25 protein-coding genes, 2 tRNA genes and 2 pseudogenes are annotated in these 19,189 nt (G+C 59.7%); 12 read left to right on the plus strand and 17 right to left on the minus strand.

The features are described 5' to 3' along the window. The first annotated feature begins 53 nt into the window (after window positions 1-53). The 3 genes from JOH52_RS02905 (at window position 54) to JOH52_RS02915 (ending at window position 1,319) form a co-directional block, all read left to right on the plus strand. A complete protein-coding gene (locus JOH52_RS02905; protein ID WP_004435975.1) occupies window positions 54-242 on the plus strand; it encodes a hypothetical protein in 189 nt (62 codons plus the stop codon). Window positions 243-321: 79 nt separating this feature from the next. Next, window positions 322-783: a YbaK/EbsC family protein gene (locus JOH52_RS02910; RefSeq protein ID WP_004435973.1), complete on the plus strand. Its 462-nt coding sequence runs from the start codon at window positions 322-324 to the stop codon at window positions 781-783. A 146-nt stretch (window positions 784-929) separates the two neighbouring features. Continuing rightward, entirely contained in the window at window positions 930-1,319 is a 390-nt protein-coding gene (locus tag JOH52_RS02915; protein ID WP_013844021.1) for a DUF930 domain-containing protein, read from the plus strand. 278 nt (window positions 1,320-1,597) lie between these two features. Here JOH52_RS02915 and JOH52_RS02920 read toward each other — a convergent pair whose 3' ends face one another. The 3 genes from JOH52_RS02920 to JOH52_RS02930 form a co-directional block, all read right to left on the minus strand. Next, entirely contained in the window at window positions 1,598-1,909 is a 312-nt protein-coding gene (locus JOH52_RS02920; RefSeq protein ID WP_014528976.1) for a hypothetical protein, read from the minus strand. 203 nt (window positions 1,910-2,112) lie between these two features. Continuing rightward, window positions 2,113-3,195: a nucleotidyltransferase family protein gene (locus JOH52_RS02925; protein WP_014528975.1), complete on the minus strand. Its 1,083-nt coding sequence runs from the start codon at window positions 3,193-3,195 to the stop codon at window positions 2,113-2,115. Then, the gene (locus JOH52_RS02930) at window positions 3,182-4,282 is read right to left on the minus strand and encodes a hypothetical protein (protein ID WP_014528974.1); all 1,101 of its coding nucleotides are present in this window, start codon (window positions 4,280-4,282) and stop codon (window positions 3,182-3,184) included. Before JOH52_RS02930 ends, JOH52_RS02925 begins: the two co-directional genes overlap by 14 nt. A gap of 318 nt (window positions 4,283-4,600) precedes the next feature. Here JOH52_RS02930 and JOH52_RS02935 point away from each other — a divergent pair, with 318 nt between their 5' ends. Then, complete coding sequence (locus JOH52_RS02935) at window positions 4,601-4,789, plus strand: type II toxin-antitoxin system HicA family toxin (RefSeq protein ID WP_017266533.1); 189 nt, start codon at window positions 4,601-4,603, stop codon at window positions 4,787-4,789. Then, a complete protein-coding gene (locus tag JOH52_RS02940) occupies window positions 4,786-5,250 on the plus strand; it encodes a type II toxin-antitoxin system HicB family antitoxin (RefSeq protein WP_013844019.1) in 465 nt (154 codons plus the stop codon). The genes JOH52_RS02935 and JOH52_RS02940 overlap by 4 nt, the downstream gene beginning before the upstream one ends. Window positions 5,251-5,452: 202 nt before the next feature. Here the strand turns inward: JOH52_RS02940 and JOH52_RS02945 are convergent, their stop codons facing one another. The 13 genes and pseudogenes from JOH52_RS02945 to JOH52_RS03000 form a co-directional block, all read right to left on the minus strand. After that, window positions 5,453-5,770, minus strand: coding sequence for a BrnA antitoxin family protein (locus JOH52_RS02945; RefSeq protein WP_010968708.1), 318 nt, complete (start codon window positions 5,768-5,770; stop codon window positions 5,453-5,455). Beyond that, on the minus strand, window positions 5,767-6,030 hold the full coding sequence (locus JOH52_RS02950) for a BrnT family toxin (RefSeq protein WP_014528972.1): 264 nt from the start codon (window positions 6,028-6,030) through the stop codon (window positions 5,767-5,769). Before JOH52_RS02950 ends, JOH52_RS02945 begins: the two co-directional genes overlap by 4 nt. Window positions 6,031-6,094: 64 nt before the next feature. After that, window positions 6,095-6,193 (minus strand): annotated as a pseudogene (locus JOH52_RS36465) (IS481 family transposase); the annotation flags it as partial. Between the two features lie 106 nt (window positions 6,194-6,299). Next, window positions 6,300-6,375, minus strand: a tRNA-Phe gene (locus tag JOH52_RS02955). A gap of 239 nt (window positions 6,376-6,614) precedes the next feature. Next, entirely contained in the window at window positions 6,615-6,827 is a 213-nt protein-coding gene (gene yacG, locus JOH52_RS02960) for a DNA gyrase inhibitor YacG (RefSeq protein ID WP_010968706.1), read from the minus strand. Between the two features lie 4 nt (window positions 6,828-6,831). After that, a complete protein-coding gene (locus tag JOH52_RS02965) occupies window positions 6,832-7,452 on the minus strand; it encodes a Maf-like protein (protein WP_014528949.1) in 621 nt (206 codons plus the stop codon). A 98-nt stretch (window positions 7,453-7,550) separates the two neighbouring features. Further along, window positions 7,551-7,769, minus strand: a complete 219-nt coding sequence (gene infA, locus JOH52_RS02970) for a translation initiation factor IF-1 (protein WP_004435948.1) — start codon at window positions 7,767-7,769, stop codon at window positions 7,551-7,553. Between the two features lie 157 nt (window positions 7,770-7,926). Then, the gene (locus tag JOH52_RS02975) at window positions 7,927-8,406 is read right to left on the minus strand and encodes an arsenate-mycothiol transferase ArsC (RefSeq protein ID WP_010968705.1); all 480 of its coding nucleotides are present in this window, start codon (window positions 8,404-8,406) and stop codon (window positions 7,927-7,929) included. A gap of 13 nt (window positions 8,407-8,419) precedes the next feature. After that, window positions 8,420-8,896, minus strand: coding sequence for a UPF0262 family protein (locus tag JOH52_RS02980; RefSeq protein WP_010968704.1), 477 nt, complete (start codon window positions 8,894-8,896; stop codon window positions 8,420-8,422). Continuing rightward, on the minus strand, window positions 8,893-10,197 hold the full coding sequence (gene hisD, locus JOH52_RS02985; protein WP_014528947.1) for a histidinol dehydrogenase: 1,305 nt from the start codon (window positions 10,195-10,197) through the stop codon (window positions 8,893-8,895). The genes JOH52_RS02980 and hisD overlap by 4 nt, the downstream gene beginning before the upstream one ends. 63 nt (window positions 10,198-10,260) lie before the next feature. After that, window positions 10,261-10,701, minus strand: a complete 441-nt coding sequence (locus JOH52_RS02990) for a DUF2948 family protein (protein WP_014528946.1) — start codon at window positions 10,699-10,701, stop codon at window positions 10,261-10,263. A gap of 154 nt (window positions 10,702-10,855) precedes the next feature. Further along, window positions 10,856-12,148, minus strand: coding sequence for a UDP-N-acetylglucosamine 1-carboxyvinyltransferase (murA, locus tag JOH52_RS02995; protein WP_017266536.1), 1,293 nt, complete (start codon window positions 12,146-12,148; stop codon window positions 10,856-10,858). Between the two features lie 170 nt (window positions 12,149-12,318). Beyond that, window positions 12,319-12,534, minus strand: a complete 216-nt coding sequence (locus JOH52_RS03000) for a hypothetical protein (protein WP_014528944.1) — start codon at window positions 12,532-12,534, stop codon at window positions 12,319-12,321. Between the two features lie 261 nt (window positions 12,535-12,795). On the opposite strand from JOH52_RS03000, the gene JOH52_RS03005 reads away from it, so the two are divergent. The 3 genes from JOH52_RS03005 (at window position 12,796) to JOH52_RS03015 (ending at window position 14,289) form a co-directional block, all read left to right on the plus strand. Continuing rightward, window positions 12,796-12,870 (plus strand) — tRNA-Thr (locus tag JOH52_RS03005). A gap of 439 nt (window positions 12,871-13,309) precedes the next feature. After that, window positions 13,310-13,756 carry a hypothetical protein gene (locus JOH52_RS03010; protein ID WP_234704580.1) on the plus strand — a complete coding sequence of 149 codons (447 nt, stop codon included), beginning with the start codon at window positions 13,310-13,312 and terminating at the stop codon, window positions 13,754-13,756. Between the two features lie 2 nt (window positions 13,757-13,758). Continuing rightward, window positions 13,759-14,289 carry a hypothetical protein gene (locus JOH52_RS03015; RefSeq protein ID WP_017265987.1) on the plus strand — a complete coding sequence of 177 codons (531 nt, stop codon included), beginning with the start codon at window positions 13,759-13,761 and terminating at the stop codon, window positions 14,287-14,289. Between the two features lie 265 nt (window positions 14,290-14,554). Here the strand turns inward: JOH52_RS03015 and JOH52_RS03020 are convergent, their stop codons facing one another. Further along, window positions 14,555-15,031 (minus strand): hypothetical protein, encoded by a 477-nt coding sequence (locus JOH52_RS03020; RefSeq protein ID WP_017265986.1) that lies wholly within the window; start codon window positions 15,029-15,031, stop codon window positions 14,555-14,557. Window positions 15,032-15,965: 934 nt separating this feature from the next. Here JOH52_RS03020 and JOH52_RS03025 point away from each other — a divergent pair. The 4 genes and pseudogenes from JOH52_RS03025 (at window position 15,966) to JOH52_RS03035 (ending at window position 18,765) form a co-directional block, all read left to right on the plus strand. Continuing rightward, window positions 15,966-16,373 (plus strand): hypothetical protein, encoded by a 408-nt coding sequence (locus JOH52_RS03025; protein ID WP_234704579.1) that lies wholly within the window; start codon window positions 15,966-15,968, stop codon window positions 16,371-16,373. Window positions 16,374-17,405: 1,032 nt separating this feature from the next. Beyond that, window positions 17,406-17,759 (plus strand): annotated as a pseudogene (locus JOH52_RS36100) (thioredoxin family protein); the annotation flags it as partial. 12 nt (window positions 17,760-17,771) lie between these two features. Further along, complete coding sequence (locus JOH52_RS36105; RefSeq protein ID WP_026030364.1) at window positions 17,772-18,113, plus strand: thioredoxin family protein; 342 nt, start codon at window positions 17,772-17,774, stop codon at window positions 18,111-18,113. Between the two features lie 235 nt (window positions 18,114-18,348). Then, window positions 18,349-18,765, plus strand: coding sequence for a hypothetical protein (locus JOH52_RS03035; RefSeq protein ID WP_080590376.1), 417 nt, complete (start codon window positions 18,349-18,351; stop codon window positions 18,763-18,765). Window positions 18,766-19,189 lie beyond the last annotated feature (424 nt).

Raw genomic sequence — 19,189 nt, forward strand, 5'->3', positions numbered from 1 at the left:
CGGTCCGCGCCAGGCGTGGACCGGCCATCGCAAGCCAATGAGCGGAGGCGAAAATGACCGAACTCTACGCGGAAAAGATCGAAGACGCGCTCAAGTCGTACATCGCGGACCACCCCGGTACCCTGACGCGCGAACAGGCGATTTCCACGATTCTCGAAACCTGGTTCGCAAGCCACGGCTACCTGCCGTCGCAGCAGGAAGGGATGCGTCCCGAAGATCTCGATGCCTCGAATGACGACTGAAATGTGCCGCGCCTGAACGGCGGTTTTTAGCCATGCGCGGCCTGCACGCTGATTTCATCCAAAGTACAGATTGCCAGAAATGAGTCTTGCTTCCGTCAAACAGTTCTTTTCCCGGCACGCGCCGGACATCGACGTCATCGAGCTGGAGCAAAGCACCGCAACCGTGGCGCTCGCGGCAGAGGGTCATGGCGTCGAACCGGCGCAGATAGCCAAGACCCTCGCGCTCCGGGTCGGCGACGAAATCATCCTCATCGTCACGCGCGGCGATGCGCGCCTCGACAACAAGAAATACAAGGCGCGGTTCGGAACCAAGGCGCGCATGCTCGGCTTCGACGAGGTCGAGGCGGAAACGGGCCATCCGGTGGGCGGGGTCTGTCCCTTCGGCCTCGCCAAGCCCCACAGCGTCTATTGCGACGAGTCGCTCAAGTCGTTCGACATCGTCGTTCCCGCCGCCGGTGCGACCAACGCCGCCGTCCATATCAGCCCGGAGCGGATGGCCGAGCTGACCGGTGCAAAATGGATCGATGTCTCGGCGGTGTAGCGTCTACGTGCCGCAGCACGCAGTGGTCCCGGAAGAGCGGCCTTGGAATGGCCACATAGTTTAACTGAATGCTGGCATTCCCACCCCGCGAAGCAGGCCGATGAGTCGGAATGCCATCGCGCTGTAGATCTGGAGCGGTACGGAGAATGAGAGCACTCGCATGCGCCTTCACCATCGCCATTATGGCGGCATGCCCGACGCAAGCGATGGACCGGTCCCTCGTCCGGCAATTCGAGAAGCTCGATCCCCAGACGCGGCTGGAGCAGCGTTGCGACACGGAAGCGATGGAGCGGATCGGCGCAGACAAGAACCGGTTCAAACCGGACAAGGTCATCGCCTATACCTTTGCCGATCCCGTCATGAAAGGCGACAAGATGAAGGCGACGGGCGCGGTATTCCGAAGCAAGGGGGACTGGTACAAGCTGGCATTCAGGTGCAAGACGGATTCCGAGCACCTCGAAGTGCTGTCTTTCGAATACAAGATCGGCGAACGCGTGCCGCGGGAGAACTGGGACCAGCTCTATCTTTACCCCTGAGGGAGCCGCACAATCTCGCCTAGAGGACCGCCATCAGGAACAGGAAGGACCCGAGCGACAGTACGGCGATGATGCTCATCAGCACCTTCATCATGTGTTCCGTCATTTCGTACATCCTACCAACTCCTCAGGAAGACGAATGCCGCACCTGCGCCGGACCGACGGGCCAGCCGGCCCGTCATCATCGACGTCAAGAATTTTGTAAGAAATTGGTTAACAAATCACTTCCATGGGCGTGATCCGGCTTGCTTCGCCCCGCGACCCGCATTGGCGCGCGATTAACGCAGGACCCCGCCTGTCTTCGAACCGCCCTGCGACTGCCCGCCTCCCGGGCCGCCCTGCGACACGCCGCCGCCGTGCGCGCTACCGGGATTTGTTCCGTCCGGCCCGTTGCCGTAACCATTGTTGCCCTTCGAACTGCCTCCGCCGCCGCCGCCCGACTTGGCGATCGCGTTCGAGGTGAGGCTCGTGGAAAGCAGCATGGTGACGGCGGGTGGCGTCACCACCGCGAAGCGCCCACAGTTCTTCAGAAACTCGCGCCGGTCTTCGTCGCTGCGCGACGGCAGCCCGTTTGGCATTTCGGAACTCATGGACGCCTCCCCTGTGCGTTGACTGTTTCGCCGAATTTACAGTAATATTTTTCGATATAATAGTGTTACATTTGGGTGCGTCCCGAAATATAAGAATACTATATAATCAATTGTAATTAATCACAGATAACTACAAATATTTATTTCCGCTTACATTAAAGAACGTTACAGGAAATCGGCACCTTCAATTATCAATATCTGCCCTAGATCTTTCCTGACGGTCTCGATCGAAAGATGCGTCGTAGCTCGCGCATTTTCCGCTTGGCCTCCTGGCGGCGCGACGGGTATGGCTCACCGCCGTACCGGTCCCAGGACGGGTAGTGGGCGATCTCGGTCAAGAGCGTGAAAACGGTGAAGGGGACGAAGAGATAATCCCTTCCAAGCTGGACCTGTCTGCGTTGCAATTGAAGCCGCGGCAGCTTCCCGGCGGACAAACCGGACGCTCCGCCTTCCCCGAACAGCGTGTCGGCCGTCAGAATTTGCGTCTCGACCGCATGTCTTTCGTAGCCCCTGGCGAAAAGCGACATCAAATACTCCCAGTCGACGCTGTTCGAGGCTGCGAGCTTCGACAGATCGAGAAGGTGCCGTAGATCGATCAGGCCGCGCCAGTAGTCGCCATCCTGGAACTGATCATGCAGGATCAGGAAGACGATCTGGGCAAAGGGCGTGGGAACGCGGACGTCTCCTCCATCGAGGGCGATCCTGCGGCTGTGCCCATACAGCCATTCGATGTCGCTGAAGGAGGCCGGCCCCTTCGGCCGGCATTGAAGATCGATGCTCCCTGCATCCGTCGGCCGCTCCAGGACTGCGGGCAGATGGAATTTGGGGTTTCCCGGCCATGAACCGCTGCCGGCGGCAAGGCGGATCTCGTAACCGATATCCTGCAGTGCTCCAATCGATGAGGCCATGTCGGCGGGGCGGACGAGAATATCGAGGTCGGTCAGCATCCGCGCTCCGATCTCGTCCGGCTTCTGTCCGACCAGGATTGCCGCACCCTTCATGAGGACCGGCTCCACGCCGATGCGGTTGAGGCAGTGTACCGCCTCGGTCAGTTGCGCCAGCAGTCTCCTGTTGCGCTCCGTGTTCCTGTCGTAAATCAGAGAGAGGTATCGGCGGACATCCTCGGGCACGTCCCCCGCATATTTCCTCGCCGCTAGAGCGAGCGAGGAAACCGTCAGGCTTTCATTCGCAAGCGCGATGACCTGCTCCCAGTCCACGTCAGCCGGAGGGTTGCCGTTGAGGCAGGATGTGAGCGCAAGAAGGTTTCGGTAGCTACGACCCGTCATGGTGCCTGCTCAGCATCACGACGGCCTCGTCCAGTCGCATATAGGAAAGCTCGACGGCACTGGCGCCGCGGATGGCGCCCAGCAGGGCGTCGAACTGCGACAGATCGAGGCGCCGTGTCGGCGTAAAGGCGCCGAGAAAGAGTTCCGACAGAACCCGCGCCGGTTCGACCGCGGCAAGTGCGGTCCGACCTTTGCGGCGGCGCAGAAGCACGATTGTGCCGAGCGGTACCGCATCGTCAGACGCAAAGGGGACCGACGCAAGGTAGCGGACATATTGGTTGTCGAGGCGGCGATGAACCGGCGCCGCTTCGATCGTGCCGCGCATGCCTTCGAGGAGACCCCATGAGCCGCGCTTCAGAGCAGGGGCGAAGGGAACGCCCCGCAGCAGGCCGTCCGGCCTCATCAGCGCGATATCGTCGCCGCCGCAGGCAAAGCCTGCTTCGAGAAGCGCGAGAGCGAGGGTCGACTTGCCCGCGCCCGGCGCGCCGCAAATCAGAAGCCCCTTCCCGTTCTTCACCAGGAGGGCGGCATGAAGCGCGACCTTCGTGCCGAGGCTTGCCAGCACATCCTCCGTCAGCAGCGCTTTCACCGCCGGCACCGCTTCGTTGACCGCGACGATCATGCCGGGGGAACGGCTGCGGCTGACGCACACGCGGTTGCCGAACTTGGCCACCGCGTAGGAGGCCGACGGCTTCAGGCCCTCCGACGCCTGATGATCGAATACGGGCAGGATCAGATCGAGGAGACCTCTATCGTGATAGGCTATCGAGACGGCGGCTCCCTGCAGATCCAGCACATGCGTGTGCAGCGGCTCCCCCTCCTCGGCGTCGAAAGCAATCTCCAGCAGACCCTCGCCGGACATGTAAAGGAGGTAGTCCCGCACCGATCTGCGCGCTTCGGCCCGGCCGGCGCCACGCGCCACGAGATCGGCCTCCAGCCGGCGCTGCGACATGGATTCGGCGAGAAGGCAGGTGAGATACGCCGTAAGATCGTCCACCTCAAGAATCTGCTGCGACGCTTCGACGAAAATCGTCTTGCGCTGTCCAAGCAGAAAAAATCGTGCCCCGTCGGAGACGCGGAACTTCATTCCAACTCCCCTCGCGCTGCCGCGTGCCTCGGCATGTTTCGTATTTGTGGTCGAAAATTCGCGATCCCGCCAGCCCCGATGAGGCGCCAACGACAGAGGATTCAATGGGATACTGCTAAAGATACATGTTTCGGCGGTGAAATAAGCAGCTTGGATTAGGGGCGCCGATGAGTGCCGTGGTCTCGAACTGCCCGCGCGGGGTTGGTGTGACGGCTGCGGACGGCCAACTCGCACAAACGACCGCTTTTGCGCATTTATTGTGTGCATGTTCTTGCTACGCGCTATTTTACGCATATATTTGCGCATAGTGGAGGGCTGATGCCGAAATTTGAAGATGATCGCCGTAAGATAGTTTCCCACCTTGAAAGTGAGGGCTGGCACAATATCGGCGGCGGCGAACATGATAATTTCGTCAAAGCCGGCCACAGGAAAATTCAGGTGCCTCGCCACCGTGTGGTTACGCAAGGCGTGGCGCGCTCGATAGCTAAGGCGGCGGGTTGGAAATGACCGGCCAACGGACGGAGACGGAAATGGCTAGGTTTTTTGCTCTACTGGACGGACATGATGGGGCTTACGGTGTCGCCTTTCCTGATGCACCGGGCGCGACTGCGATGGGCAAGACTGTAGATGAGGCATTGCGCAATGCTGCGGCCGCGATCGCCGATTGGATCGACGACGGCGAGGTCCCGGAGCCGCGAAGCATTGACGAACTGCGTCAGGACCCCGAGGTCGCCGAACAACTCGCGGATGGAGCGGCCTTCGTTGTCGTTCCCGCCATTGTCGAGGATAGCCGCCCGGTAAAGGCCAATATTTCGATGGAAGCCGGACTCTTGGCGGCTATCGACGAGGCCGCAAGTTCCGCCGGTTTGACACGTTCCGCATTTCTGGTGACAGCCGCGAGAGAGAAAATATTCGGCGGGTCGTTGCGCGACAGTGTCCGGGAAATAGCTAAGCGGGATGCACACTGACTGCGCCACGCGAATGAGGCTGTCCGCGACGACCTGACGCCGCGCTAAAATGCCGTGCCATCACAACTGCTCCCCCCAAAAAAGAAAATGGTGCCCATAAGCGGATTTGAACCACCGATACGCGGATTTTCAATTGACCGATGCACCCGCTAAGCTATTGGTTTGTATAGTACCGATCGCGGATGCGCCACTTGCAAGCCGGCTATATACCTGCAGCTTTTCGCAGCGCCTCATTCATCCGGCTCTGCCAGCCTTTGCCACCAGCTCGAAACTTAGCGATCACGTCTTCGTCCAACCGGAGGGTGACTTGCTTTTTCGGATGCTCCAGCGAGGGGCGCCCACGCGATCTGCGATGCTCCTCCATAGCTTTGAAAAACTCAGGCGGCAGCACATCTCTTGCGGGACGCATGTTGGTAAGCTCTTCATCGGTCAACTCGGGAAAATCGACTGCATCCCATTCCTCTTTTGTATAGCCGTGACCTGGCTCGAACGTTTTCGATTTTCGGGTCCTGGTAGTCATGGAAGCCTCCTTCTTTCTCTGTCGCTTGCAGGACGAAAGCTGATGATCGATATAGCTTCCGTTCCGAGTGTCGCGAAAATGACCGCTGCCGTCCCGTCACGAAAATAACCGATAGCCTTCAGGCGCTTTCTGCCAGAAGTATCTGGCTTGCTGTCCTCTATGATGGCACTCGCCCAATCGAGGTCGCTTACATCGGCAAAATCGAAACCATGCTTCTCAAGGTTGGCTCGCCGTTTGGGTTCGCCCCACACAATTCGCATGATTTAATGTAACTACATTTATGATGGATATCAACCCGCATGTAGCGTAGAAACATGGTAGCTGGCGCTGCAGGCAACGGTGCAGCGACGATCGTGTCAGATGTGGAATTGTCGGCTGCAGCGCATAGAGGCAGTCATCGAGTGGAAGCTGCCTCTGTCGCCGTGGCGCTCCCATGAAGAACCTGGCCTATAGCGCATCCTTTGATTCGGAAGACAAGGAGCCCCATCAAAGTCTGGTATCAAACATCCAGCGTATTTTGAGAGTTTAATGGTGCCCGGAGGCGGATTTGAACCACCGACACGCGGATTTTCAATCCGCTGCTCTACCAACTGAGCTATCCGGGCATCTGCCTTGACGGCGGCAGTTTCCTTTGGGAAACCGCTGGGGCGTGTCGTTCGCCCCGGAAGCGAGCGGGGTTATAACATCTTGTTCGGCCGTGTCCAGCACCAAATGACTCTTTTTCGAAGGAATTTAGCTGCCCGCGGAAAAGTGGTGAAAGTCGAAGAAATTCAGAGAGATCGCCGGCGCCCGCGAATTCCCCGGGGCCGCTCGACAATAACGAACGTTTCGGTGGAGAGAAGAATTACCGTTCGTCGCCGTCGTCGGCCTTCGACTCGTCGTCGGCGACCGGGATCGCATAGGAACCGGACAGCCAGCGATTGAGATCGACGTTACGGCATCGCTCGGAGCAGAAGGGATAATGCTCGCGCACGGACGGGCGTCCGCACTCCGCACAGGGCCGCGTTGCGCGCAGGGGTTCTACGTTCGATCCGTTTTTCTTGCCTCCGCCGCGCATCTTCTCAGCCTTCCAGCCAACGATCGTGCACGTCGTACCCTTCGCCGACGAGGAGATTGACGGTCTCATAGAGCGGCAAGCCTACCACATTGGTGTAGGAGCCGACCAGCTTCACGACGAACCCTCCGGCAATTCCCTGGATACCATAGCCCCCGGCCTTGCCGCGCCACTGGCCGGAAGCGAGATAGCTCTCGATATCGAGCGTGGAAAGGCGCTTGAAGCGAACCTTGGTGTCGATCACCTTCTGGCGAAGCGTGCGGTCGGGCGTGACGAGGCAGATGCCCGTATAGACGCGGTGACTGCGGCCCGACAGAAGATGCAATGCGCTCGACGCCTCGCTCACCAGCTCCGGCTTCGGCAGGATACGGCGGCCGACGCAAACGACGGTATCGGCTGCGAGAATGTAGCTGCCGTCCCAGGCCGGGTCGCCGGTAATCGCAGCAAGCGCCGCCTTCGCCTTTTCAGCCGAGAGCCGCCGCGCAAGCGAGCGAGGGTGCTCCGAGCGCTTCGGCGTTTCGTCCAGGTCCATCGGCATGAGGCGCGCGGGCTCGATTCCCGCCTGCGCCAGGAGCTCGACGCGACGCGGCGATCCGGACGCCAGTATCAGTTTCTTGGTCACTGCCATCGATGCGAGCCGTTATTCCCGGAAGTTTGTGCCAAGGTCATGCATGTCGCTGCCCAAAACTGCTCAGCACTTTTGGGCGACGTGCATTTGGCCGGGGCCTACTTGAAGCGGTAGGTGATACGGCCCTTCGTCAGATCATAGGGCGTCATCTCGACGAGCACCTTGTCGCCGGCCAGAACGCGGATACGGTTCTTGCGCATGCGGCCCGCCGTGTGGGCGATGATCTCGTGCTCGTTTTCAAGCTTCACGCGAAAGGTCGCGTTGGGAAGCAATTCCGTGACCACGCCCGGAAACTCTAGGACTTCTTCTTTCGCCATGCAGGACTGTTCTTTCTCGTGTTCAATAGCGGATGCAACAGGCATCCTCGAAAAGTTGCCGGAAACTACACAATCGCCGCGGCTTTGTGAACCGCTTTGATCAGGCTTTTTCGGGTAGCCGATCTTGGCGCACCGGATCGCGGCGCAAGGATCGGGATCATGCCGCCGGAGGACTGCCTTTCTGCTGGCTTTCCACGGCGAGACGGCTTGCGATCAGCGTCGCCAGATGATCGCGCACCGCCCGGTAGGCGGCCACGATCTGCTCCCGTGTGCCGGTCGCAACGGTCGGGTCGGGTGTCGGCCAATATACCACATCCACTGCCATGGATCGGGTCAATTCAAGCGCCATGTGGTGGGCTTCGGGCGCCAGCGTCACGATGAGGTCGAAGTAATCGTCCTCAAGCTCTTCGAGCGTGCGCGGCTGATGCCGGCCGATCGTCAGCCCGACCTCTTCGAGAACCACGTCCACGAAGGGATCCCGCTCGCCCTGCCGGACGCCGGCGGAGGCGACATAGGTCCCTTTCGGAAGCGCCACGCGGGCGAGCGCCTCGGCCATCGGCGAACGGATGGCGTTCATGCCGCACATGAAAAGAACCGAGCGGGGCGCTTTCGATTGCGGCATCGCGGTCGCGATCATCTCCGCCTCCCCGTCAGCCGCGCCAGTAGAGCACGCAGACAAGCGTGAAGAGCCGGCGTGCCGTATCGAAATCCAGCCTGATCTTGCCCGACAGCCGGTCCATCAGGGTCTGCGAACCCTCGTTGTGGATGCCGCGCCGCCCCATGTCGATCGCCTCGATCTGGCTCGGCGTCGCCGACCGGATCGCCTGGTAATAGCTTTCGCAGATCATGAAGTAGTCCTTCACGATACGGCGAAAAGGCGTGAGCGAGAGGATGTGGGTGGCGACCTCGGTACCGCCGTCGGTCGAAATCCGGAAGACCAGCTTCGCGTCGACCAGCGACAGATTGAGCCGATAGGGGCCCCCGGGATGCCCGACGGGCTCGAACAGGTTTTCTTCGAGCAGGTCGAAGATCGCAACCGCGCGCTCGTGCTCCACGTCCGGCGTCGAGCGGCCGATCGTCTCGTCCAGCACGACATCGCAGAGCCGCAGGTTGCGATCGGCCTTCATCCCTCTTCCCCGAGATTGAGACGGATGGCGACCGACCGGGCATGGGCCTCGAGGCCTTCCGATCTCGCCAGCGCGATCGCGGCAGGCCCGAGAATGCGCAACTGATCCGGACCGAGCCGCAGGATCGAGGTTCGCTTCACGTAGTCGAGCACGCCGAGGCCCGAGGAGAACCGCGCCGAACGCGCCGTCGGCAGCACGTGGTTGGAACCGCCCACATAATCGCCGATGACTTCGGGTGTGTGCCCGCCGATGAAGATCGCGCCGGCATTGCGGATCGCGGGGACCATCGCGTCCGGATCGGCGGTCGCCAGCTCGAGATGTTCCGGGGCGATGCGGTTGGCGAGCGGCACGGCCTTGTCGAAATCCGGAACCAGGATCACGGCGCCGAAATCGCGCCAGCTCGCTGCCGCCGTCTCGGCGCGCGGCAGCGTCGTCAGCTGGCGCTCCACCGCCTTTTCGACCGCGTCGCCGAAGGCGGCATCGTCGGTGATCAGGATTGCCTGCGCGCCGGCGTCGTGCTCGGCCTGGGCGAGCAGGTCCGCGGCGATCCAATCCGGATCGTTGTCGCGGTCCGCGATCACCAGCACTTCCGACGGCCCGGCGATCATGTCGATGCCGACGGTGCCGAAAACCTGCCGCTTGGCGGCCGCGACATAGGCATTTCCAGGGCCGACGATCTTCGCCACCGACTCGATCGTCTCGGTGCCGTAAGCGAGCGCCGCCACGGCCTGCGCGCCGCCGATGCGGTAGATCTCCTCGACGCCGGCAAGGCGGGCAGCCGCGAGCACCGCCGGATTGATAGCCCCGCCGCTGGCCGGCACAACCATGACGATGCGCGGCACGCCTGCGACCTTGGCCGGCAGGGCGTTCATCAGAACCGAGCTCGGATAGCTCGCCGTGCCGCCCGGCACATAGAGACCGACTGCGTCGATCGGCGTCCAGCGCGAGCCCAGGCCGACGCCCATCTGGTCTTCGTAAATGTCGTCCTTCGGCAATTGCCGCCGGTGATGCGCCTCGATGCGGGTCGCCGCGACCTTCAATGCGCCGAGTACTTCCGGAGCGACCGCGTGGATCGCCGCGTCTATTTCCGCCGACGTCACCGCCATGCCGGTTACAGTAAAGTCGACCCCGTCGAAACGCGCGGAATAGTCGGCGAGCGCCGCATCTCCGCGGGCGCGGACATCGTCGATGATGGCGCGCACGACGGCGTTGACGTCTTCGGAACCTTCCCGTTTGGTCGTCAGGAACGCGGCGAAATCGCGCTCAAAGCTCGTATCGAGATAGTTCAGCCTGATTGCCAATGCGATGATCCTTTTGGTGGTGGCCGGCGGGGACGCTCAAGCGGGAGGTCTCAATCCGAGTGCTCAGGCGCCCTCGGGGTGGCGCGGCTTGAATGCCGTCTCCCAGGCGCCGCCGGTATCGGCAAACTGCACCTCGATGCACTCCACATCGAGCGCGATCGATGCCTCGCCCGCGAGCACGAGCTCGATCGTGCCGTCCGGCCCCTCCCCCTTGACGTCGAAACGCAGGGCGAGAAGATCGAGCACCGCTTCCATGTCGGTGCGATCGAAGCCGAGCGACCGCACGGCACTGACACATTTGAACAGAAGGACGGCACGGCGCCGCTCGAAGCTGCGGCGCTTGCCCTCCGCCTTCTCCCAGACGAAGCGGTTGACCACCAGGGTGAACTGCCGGCGCCGGGCATCGTAGGCGGTGCCCGCCACCTTGAAGACTGCGTCCTGCACATGGGCGGAGACGACACCAAGGTCTTCCTCGTCGAGTGCCAGCAGTTTCAAAGCATCCATGCGATTCATCCCGTCCGTTTTCATGCCCCGCATTTTAGCGGGCGATCGTCAAGGACATAGGACGTTGCGCCCGAAACCGCAACGGCTCGGGCGCGGGAAGTGACCGAAAGGGCTACAGCGGCTCCGCGCACCTGATTGGACGCGCCAGGCCGGGTCAGTCGCTGACGCGCTCGACATGGGCGCCGCAGCGCGTGAGCTTCTCTTCAAGGCGTTCGAAGCCGCGGTCGAGATGGTAGACGCGCGAGACCATTGTCTCGCCCTCCGCCGCCAGGCCGGCGATGACGAGCGAAACGGAGGCCCTGAGATCCGTCGCCATCACCGGTGCGCCCTTCAGCCGCGACACGCCCTCGACCTTGGCCGTCTGGCCGGAAAGCGAGATCTTGGCGCCGAGCCGCGCCAGTTCCTGCACATGCATGAAGCGGTTTTCGAAGATCGTCTCGGTAATGTGAGAAACCCCGCTCGACCGGGTCATCAGCCCCATGAACTGCGCCTGGAGGTCGGTGGGGAAGCCGGGGAACGGATCAGTGACGATGTCGACCGGCTTGATGCCGGCGCCGTTGCGAACGATGCGGATGCCGCTGTTCGTCTCGCTGATCTGCGCGCCGGCGCGGCGGATCGCCTCCAGCGCCGTGTCCAGGAGGCTCGCCTCGGTATCTTCGAGAATGACGTCTCCGCCTGCCATCGCGACGGCCATCGCATAGGTTCCAGTCTCGATGCGGTCGGGCAGCACGCGGTGGCGGGCGCCCGAGAGCGAGCGCACGCCCTCGATGGTAACAGTGCTCGTGCCCTGGCCGCTGATCTTCGCGCCCATGGCGTTCAGGCATTTGGCGAGGTCGACGACTTCGGGCTCGCGCGCGGCATTGCCGAGCACGGTCGTGCCGTTGGCAAGCGTTGCCGCCATCATCAGCACATGCGTCGCGCCGACGGAAACTTTCGGGAACACGTAGCGCGCACCGATGAGCCCGCCTGCCGGCGCCGTGGCGTTGACGTAGCCGCCCTCGATCTCGATGTTGGCGCCGAGTGCTGCCAGTCCCTCTATGAAGAGGTCGACCGGACGCGTTCCGATGGCGCAGCCGCCCGGCAGAGACACCCGCGCCTTGCCTTCGCGGGCGAGCAGCGGCCCGATGACCCAGAAGCTCGCGCGCATCTTCGAGACGAGTTCATAAGGCGCCGTCGTCGAAACGATGTTGCGGCTGGTGAAATGGACCGTGCGGGCATAGCTCTCGCCTTGGCGCTCGCGCCGGCCATTGACGGAAATGTCGGCACCATGATTGCCGAGGATGCGGATCAATTGCTCGACATCGGCCAGATGCGGGACGTTTTCGAGCGTCAGCGTGTCGTCGGTCAGGAGCGACGCGATCATCAGCGGCAAGGCGGCGTTCTTCGCGCCGGAGATGGGGATCACCCCGTGGAGTTCATTTCCGCCTACAATCCTGATGCGATCCATGAGACCTCTCGCACGGGCGCTGCCCGCCTTTCTGGAAAATCGATGCCGATCCGGCATTGTTGAAGGGCGTCTCTTTAGTGGAGATGCGGTGAAATTAGAAGTGCCTTGAAATGCGGGGGTGCAGGGAAAGCGAGGACCCGGAAGGCCCCGCCTGCCGCCGGTTGCAGAACCTAATCTTCCGATTCGTCCGATTTTGCGGCAGGCAATCCGGATGTCTCGTCCGCAGCGCCCGCCCGGCGCGCGCGCATCTGCTGCTTGCGCCGCTGGAGATTGTCGCGCAGGTTCTTCGCCAGACGCAGCCGCCTCGCCTCGGCCTCGCTCGAATGCCCTGCGCCCTTGGCCCGCCCCGGCGCATGCTTATTGTGGTCGTCGCTCTGCATGGCCATCCATTACCGCAAAACCAGGGCCTTCGGAAGCGGCAAGCCGGCCAGGTGAGAGCGAAATCGGGGAAAACCGCGAAGCGGCTTCCGGGCCGGTCCGTGGCGCAAAAGGCTGCAATGGAAGAGCTTGAGCGCCCTGGACCGTGTAAGCCCGCCATCTTCCCGGCGCGGCCCGCCCAAAAACTTCGAAATGCGGCTTGCGCTCTCCCTCAAGCTATGGCAATAGGCCCCTCGCCTGATGCGGCTTGCCACGAAGCGCCGCCGGATGCTGCTATAGCTCAGGGGTAGAGCACTCCCTTGGTAAGGGAGAGGCCGAGAGTTCAAATCTCTCTAGCAGCACCAGTTTTCTCCAAGGAACACAGTGATTTAGCCGCCTGAACTCAGAGACCTAGGCTGCTCGAAAGCACGCAACTGCGCAGAACAAAGAGCGAAATGCACGGGTTTCACGTGCACAATCCGTGCAGTCCGTTCCGATTTGTTCTCATTCTAGACGCGCATACTGGCCCAGGGATGGGCGCGATCCAAGACGGGTGGTGCTCGTCTTCAACTCGCCTTTCGAGGCCGAATGGCGAGCTCGTCAATACGCTATGCTGCACACACCACTTCCGGACGGACGAGAAGGGCTGGGCGAGACAGCGAAAGTTAGCACGGGACCGCTTGGCACAAGAGCATTACGCCTCCCGGCATTGACTGTTACCTGTAAACGTGGCGAAGTATCGATTGCCGTCCAAGTATGAATCCCGACAACTATTCGGGTTTTGCTATAGTCGGTGGGGGAACCGTGGAAGATCAGCAAAACACGACAGTTGCGCTAGATGTTGGAACACTAAAGGAAGTTCTCTTTAAGTGGGCAGATATCGTCACCAGCCAGTCAAATGATCTCTGGACCCTTTCGCTCGCCTTCTTTGGCATCTGCATCCTAGTCGTCGTACATTTGCACGCGAACCAACAGATTGTACGTCCGCGCAGTTTGATGTGGATGCTTTACATCTCTGCACTCTCTTCTGCGGTGTCTCTTGGTATGGCCTACAAGCTCAAGGGATCCGTGGTGACCGCACTCAAAGGCGCGGTATCTGCGAAGGCAATCACCATACCGGACACTGCTGCGTTCGACGGGCTTGTGCAATTCGGCGCATTTTTCCTCGGCCTAGTTCTGTTTCTGTTGGCCCTTGGGTGGAAGTCAGAAATAGTTGCGAAAGCCGTTCTCGACACAATCAAGGGGAAGTAATCATGAGGCGACGCGAGGTTCTCATTCTGTCGAGTGTGGTCTTGGCAGCGACATCCGTGCCTACCGCTCAGGCACAGCAGGGTTCCTTTCGCCCTACTAAACGCCAAGTCGCGGAAGCCTTGAACGAGGCGGCAAAGTTCTCAGAAGTCCTCGTTGCGGTGGACGCATTGAGGCTGAACTTGCTGTTGACGAAGAGTAGCCTTGGGGAGGCGCTGACCGCGTCGATGGAGCAGTTACCTGAATACAGGCGGCTTAAAGAAGCCGCAGTCCTCGGGGCGGAAAAACTGAGGGGTACTTTAGATCCTTCACCCGAACCTATGGAGGAGTTGGTTACCGCACTTCAAGCGCCTGTTGACAAAGCGATTTCAATCCTAGTCGAGCACGGCCTACAGCCCGGATCCGAATTGCTAGAGAGGCAGGTGGAAGGTTTTTGGACTTTCCTTTACGCACTCACGGAGAGTGGCCAGGAGACAGCCGAAAACATCGGTCAGTGGATTTGCGGGTCGAACCCGTTTGATGCGCTTTGTGGTTAGACTTCCCCGATCGCATAACTCCAGCAGTGGTGCTTCATGCCGGGCCACCTGAATTTAATAAATTCAAATGCTTGCTGAATTTCTGGATACTTGTTCGTCCAGCAATTTCATTATGTTTTTCCGCGAGAGTGTCCAGCCAAAAAAAGGCTGTGCCGCTGGTGGCGCTCAATGCCGGAGCAAAGAGAGATCCAAATATCAATAGCTTGCCGGCATGTGAGACACGTGGGTTGCGTGTCGTTTTGCTACATTTATTTCCGTCTATGTCTCACTCACTCACACCATCAGCCCACGCCGAATAGGTGGCGAATATTTCCGCCGCTACCTGACGGTGGCACTCATTCGACGGATGGAAATGAATTTCGGTCTGGAATAGGGGCCATTGCCCTGCCTGCCGGATGAGGAATACCACCTCTGCCTCTACCGTTTCCATATTGAGATGAGAACGATCTACCGCGTCATCGTGAGCCCAGACATGTAGCTTCGCCTCGCTGCCATTGTGGCGCCATTGGTAGCCGTAGTAACCGGTGTCGCCGGCAGCTTTCCATCCGACCCGCATTCGCTCGCCCATTGGACGTTTTGTGGCGCCGACATATACCGGCGCCCCGTCGATGCTGGCGATGTAGAGCTTGGGTGCCTTGGAGGAAGCTATGCCGGAGAAGTTGGGCCGTCCTTTTGCACAAAGGACGGTGTAGGCATCCGGTGTGTATTTCAGCGAATAAACGTCCGGCCCAATGAGTTTCATGGCTTCACTTCCTGCATTCAACTAGTCTTCCTCGACGTACCTCTTTGGTTCAATTCAGCTAATCGCTCTTCACGGGCCTTATCAGCAGATACGCGGTCTTCATTGATAGCCACGCCGATGACGTAGCCCCCGAACCTATTTACCTCGGTCATGATGTCGCCAATAGGAGTCGAGGCCGGATACGTCCACGTCTCGCGGCTTGTGAACACCTTTTGCAAAGGCGAACCGTCCTGCGGATCGATGCCGTCTTATTCGCGGTTCAGGATGTCGGCGGTAATCACGTAGAGCAATTCGGTCATGTACGGCTCCTCGGGTGAATCAGTCCGCGAGACTACCAGAAAGCGCAGGGCAGATTCGAAGGGAGGTAATGCCGTATCCCCCAATATTTTCTATTTCACAACGCCCATGGACGGGCTCCCTGCGTCATCACCCACGCGTGCGGCCAGCGCAAGGTGTTAGCGGATGTCGAAACCTTTTCAAGCCATCGCAGCATCTTCTCCTCCGCGCTGGGCGAACATTGCCCAAGGCAGCAAATTGCGCTAGGCATCTATGAATAGCTGGCGCGGATCCCACCTTTCGAATCAAGGAAAGCACGTTCTAACATACAGCAAGTCGCTGACCTTCGCGCAATGCTTTCAGGCTATTGTCAGTTGTGGCCGCTATACAAGTTCCGTTCGACTAGACGATCGCGAGACGGATGCGATGGCGGACAATTCACAAACGAGCACAAGGAAATCCTTACATGAGATCCTCACCGAAAGAGACCGCCACCGCGGCCATCCCGATTCATCGAGTGCATCCCCCGTCTTTCTGGAAGGGGATGATCCTTGCTGCGATCGTCCTCGTACCGAGTAGTCAGGTTTCGGCTGCGGACAAGGGGCAAACCGTTCACCACATCCATCTAGCAGCCTCAGCTGGTTGGGAGAGCAAGGAGATGGAAGAACTTGCAGCCTCAGTCGGTTGGGAGAGGAAGGAGATGGAAGAACTTCCAGCGGGAACAAAGTTCAACCACGCTAATAGGGATGGGGTGTGGGGCGGTTCGGGGCAAAGCGGGCACACGGGCGAAGCAATTTGGATGAGCTCAGAAAACGATGTAAACGCGGCAGGCGGCTATGCAGCTAGTTCTGGAAAGTACTTTGTTATCGAGGCGCAAGAGCCCCTCAAATTAGCGGTCATGGACGAGGAGGGTGCTCAAGTGTTCCCTGACGAACTAGGCGCATGGGCTCCCTTGGCGCAGAGATACGGCTTGGATGGAGTGAAGACGGAATATGGAAGCTCGTACGAGGTGATGTTATTTGACAGAAGCAAGATTGCACCTGTGGACGAACGTGGTTTCGATTAGCACGGACGCCAGCGCATGAAGTTTGCGAGGTCGGTCATGGTCTGTTGTCCTGAGTGTGTGTTTCCCGAAGGGAAAGCCCTTTCGGGCGAAGCCTCCCCGGACAGAGTCCGGACAGAGGGGGAGGGCGAAAGCCCGCCCCACGGCGGCGGGCGGGACTGTCAAGTGGCGTGCGGATCGGTTGACCGCCGTGGATTTCGGCGACGGATGCGCCTTGCCGAACGTTCTATTCGACGTTGAAGGCGCGCGGCCCATCCCCACTTTTGTGCTCGATGCATTGCGAGCGTTTCGCCATGACGATCCCGGGCTTCGAATGTTTGCTGAATACAACCCACAGGATATGGTCTTTTGGCTTTGACGACAACATTCCTAATCTGGGGGTCGCGCGTTCGAATCGCGCCGGGATCACCAATATTTGCAATAGTTTAGATGAATTTTTGCCGCTCAATTTCATGCGTCATGCATTTACCAATATTACCAGCATATCCCGGCGTTGTCCGGACGTTAGCGGGAATTCGTTGGCGCACGATTGGCGCATGACGGCTCACGAGAACTCGAAAAAGGTCGGGTCGTCCGCACACGTCAGGGGAGCGCTCGGGGTAAATGACCACGCGTCACCAAAAACGCTCGCCAGTTACTAGTGAGTCGTCGCTAGACGGCTAACTTTGACGACTATTGCTGTGCGCCGCCAGACGGGGCTTGCGTTCCGTGGCCGCCTGCAGGCCGTACCCTCGCCGCCCGAAGGTGCCTGCGGCAGCGGGGCGACCTGTTCGACGCAGCGGTGGCAGTGGTGGAAATACGAATGTCGATGTGAACGTTGACTTATTGCACCCATCCTGAGACAAAGCGGCCACCGAGCTTGCCGGCGGGGTCAAGTCAAGCTCAACACCGACGAAAACCCCGAGCTGGCGGCGCAGTATGGAGAACGCATCGATCCCAGCGCTTTCCATGTTCAAGGGTGGGAAGCCGTCTACGTCGGAGGCGGCTCACTCCCCTCCTGGATTTCGAAAATGGTTCGAACACAAAGGAACCACGATGGACACCGTTCGCAATGAGCACCCCACGGCTATTGTGAAAGTCGATACTTCCAATTTCGCGGAAGAAGTTATGAAGCCGGCCGAACCGGTCATCGCCATCTTCTCGTTCGAAGGGTGCGGGCACTGCGCGATAATTGCACCTTTCCTCGAAGAAATCGCCACCGCGCTTGCTGGCAAGGTCAAGATCGTCAAGGTCAACGACACTGAAAACCCCGAGCTCGCGACGCAGTATGGCGTATTGGGCTTCCCAACGCTTGCCATGTTCAAGGGTGGTGAAGTCGCCGACATTTTCCTCGGAGCCAAACCACCTAATATTGAGACGAAACTCCGCTCCTGGATTTCCAAGACGGTTCAAACAACGAAGATGAACACCACCATTCCCAATGAGCACCCCACGGCTATTGTGAAAGGCGATATTTCCAATTTCCCGGAAGAAGTTCTGAAGTCGGCCGAACCGGTCATCGTCCACTTCTGGGAAGAATGGTGCCCGCCGTTCGAGCTGATTGAACCCATCCTCGAACAAGTCGCCACCGAGCTTGCTGGCAAGGTCAAGGTCGTCAAGCTCAACATCGGGGAAAACCGCGATTTCGCGACGCAGTATGGCGTACACGGCTTCCCAATGCTTGCCATGTTCAAGGGTGGTGAAGTCGCCGACATCTACGTCGGAGGCTCACTCGGCTCCTGGATTTCGCACGCGACGGCTTGAGTCACCGGTCTTCGGCTCCTTCGATACGCCGAGCGACCAACCCTTCTACCGGCGCATCTCTAACTGATCCGAATGCTCACCAACGTCCAACTCTGGAGGACCAATGATCCTGCAGAGTCCGGTGTTGGGCGCAGAAAATGGCGCTCGCCACGCCTTTTAACACCGGCTTCTGCCGAACATCCCTGGCAAAGGGACTCTTCTCTACGTCATAGTATGAGGAAAGGGAGTGTCTAATATGAAGAAGTTTTCCCAGCTCGCGGCGGGGTTCGGGCTGTTGGCAGCGATAGCCGCTTCACAGTCCCAGCTTGGTGCGGGCGCTGCAGGTTTAGTCGCGCTCGGCGCCGCCTCTATCTCCTCACCTGCCTTTGCGCAAAATCAGCCATGCAATGATAATGGTACACATTGCTCGATGGTAAAAGCTTATAACCGAACGAACGAGACGCGTTGTTTTCGCTTTTACTTGCCGACGGGAACGCGGCAGTTCACTCCCGCTAACGGTGTCCCTATGGACCTCGGGGGGTTACATCCTGGTAGCAGATTTACATATTCCATTTTTGGATCAACTTGTGGCGGCGCCGCGTGGTCGACGCGAACCTACACTGTGGCCGCTGTCGATGGCCAAAGGCTCGAAATCTTTGAAACGCCGGAATAAAAATTCCGCTCTTTCCTGCTCCCCCCGATGTAGCTTGCTGCATCGGGGGGAGCTTTCCCGGGTCTGGTTTCTCCATCTATGATCGAAAGAACACGAATCGCGCCCGTCGGCCCAGGCATCGAGCGCGCAAAATGCTGCCGCGGACGTCGCGTCGTCCCCATAGGCGTTTGAACAAGAACTGCTCCCAGCGGCACGCTAAGCACGAACATAAACTGCTTCAAGGAAGTGCCGGAAGGGCGTCAAGAAGTCCGCAGCTAGATCGAGCAGAAGCAGACGAGCCAGGAACACCCAGGCTGACGCCGGCCAGGAGGCTCTTAATTACGACCAGCCATGCAGACCCCTTCACCTACATGGGAAGTGATGGAGGAGCTTGACCCGACGACGTTATAGCGTCCTTGTCGCCTGGGCCAGGGTCGGTGACGCA

Source organism: Sinorhizobium meliloti (assembly GCF_017876815.1).
Lineage (GTDB): Bacteria > Pseudomonadota > Alphaproteobacteria > Rhizobiales > Rhizobiaceae > Sinorhizobium > Sinorhizobium meliloti.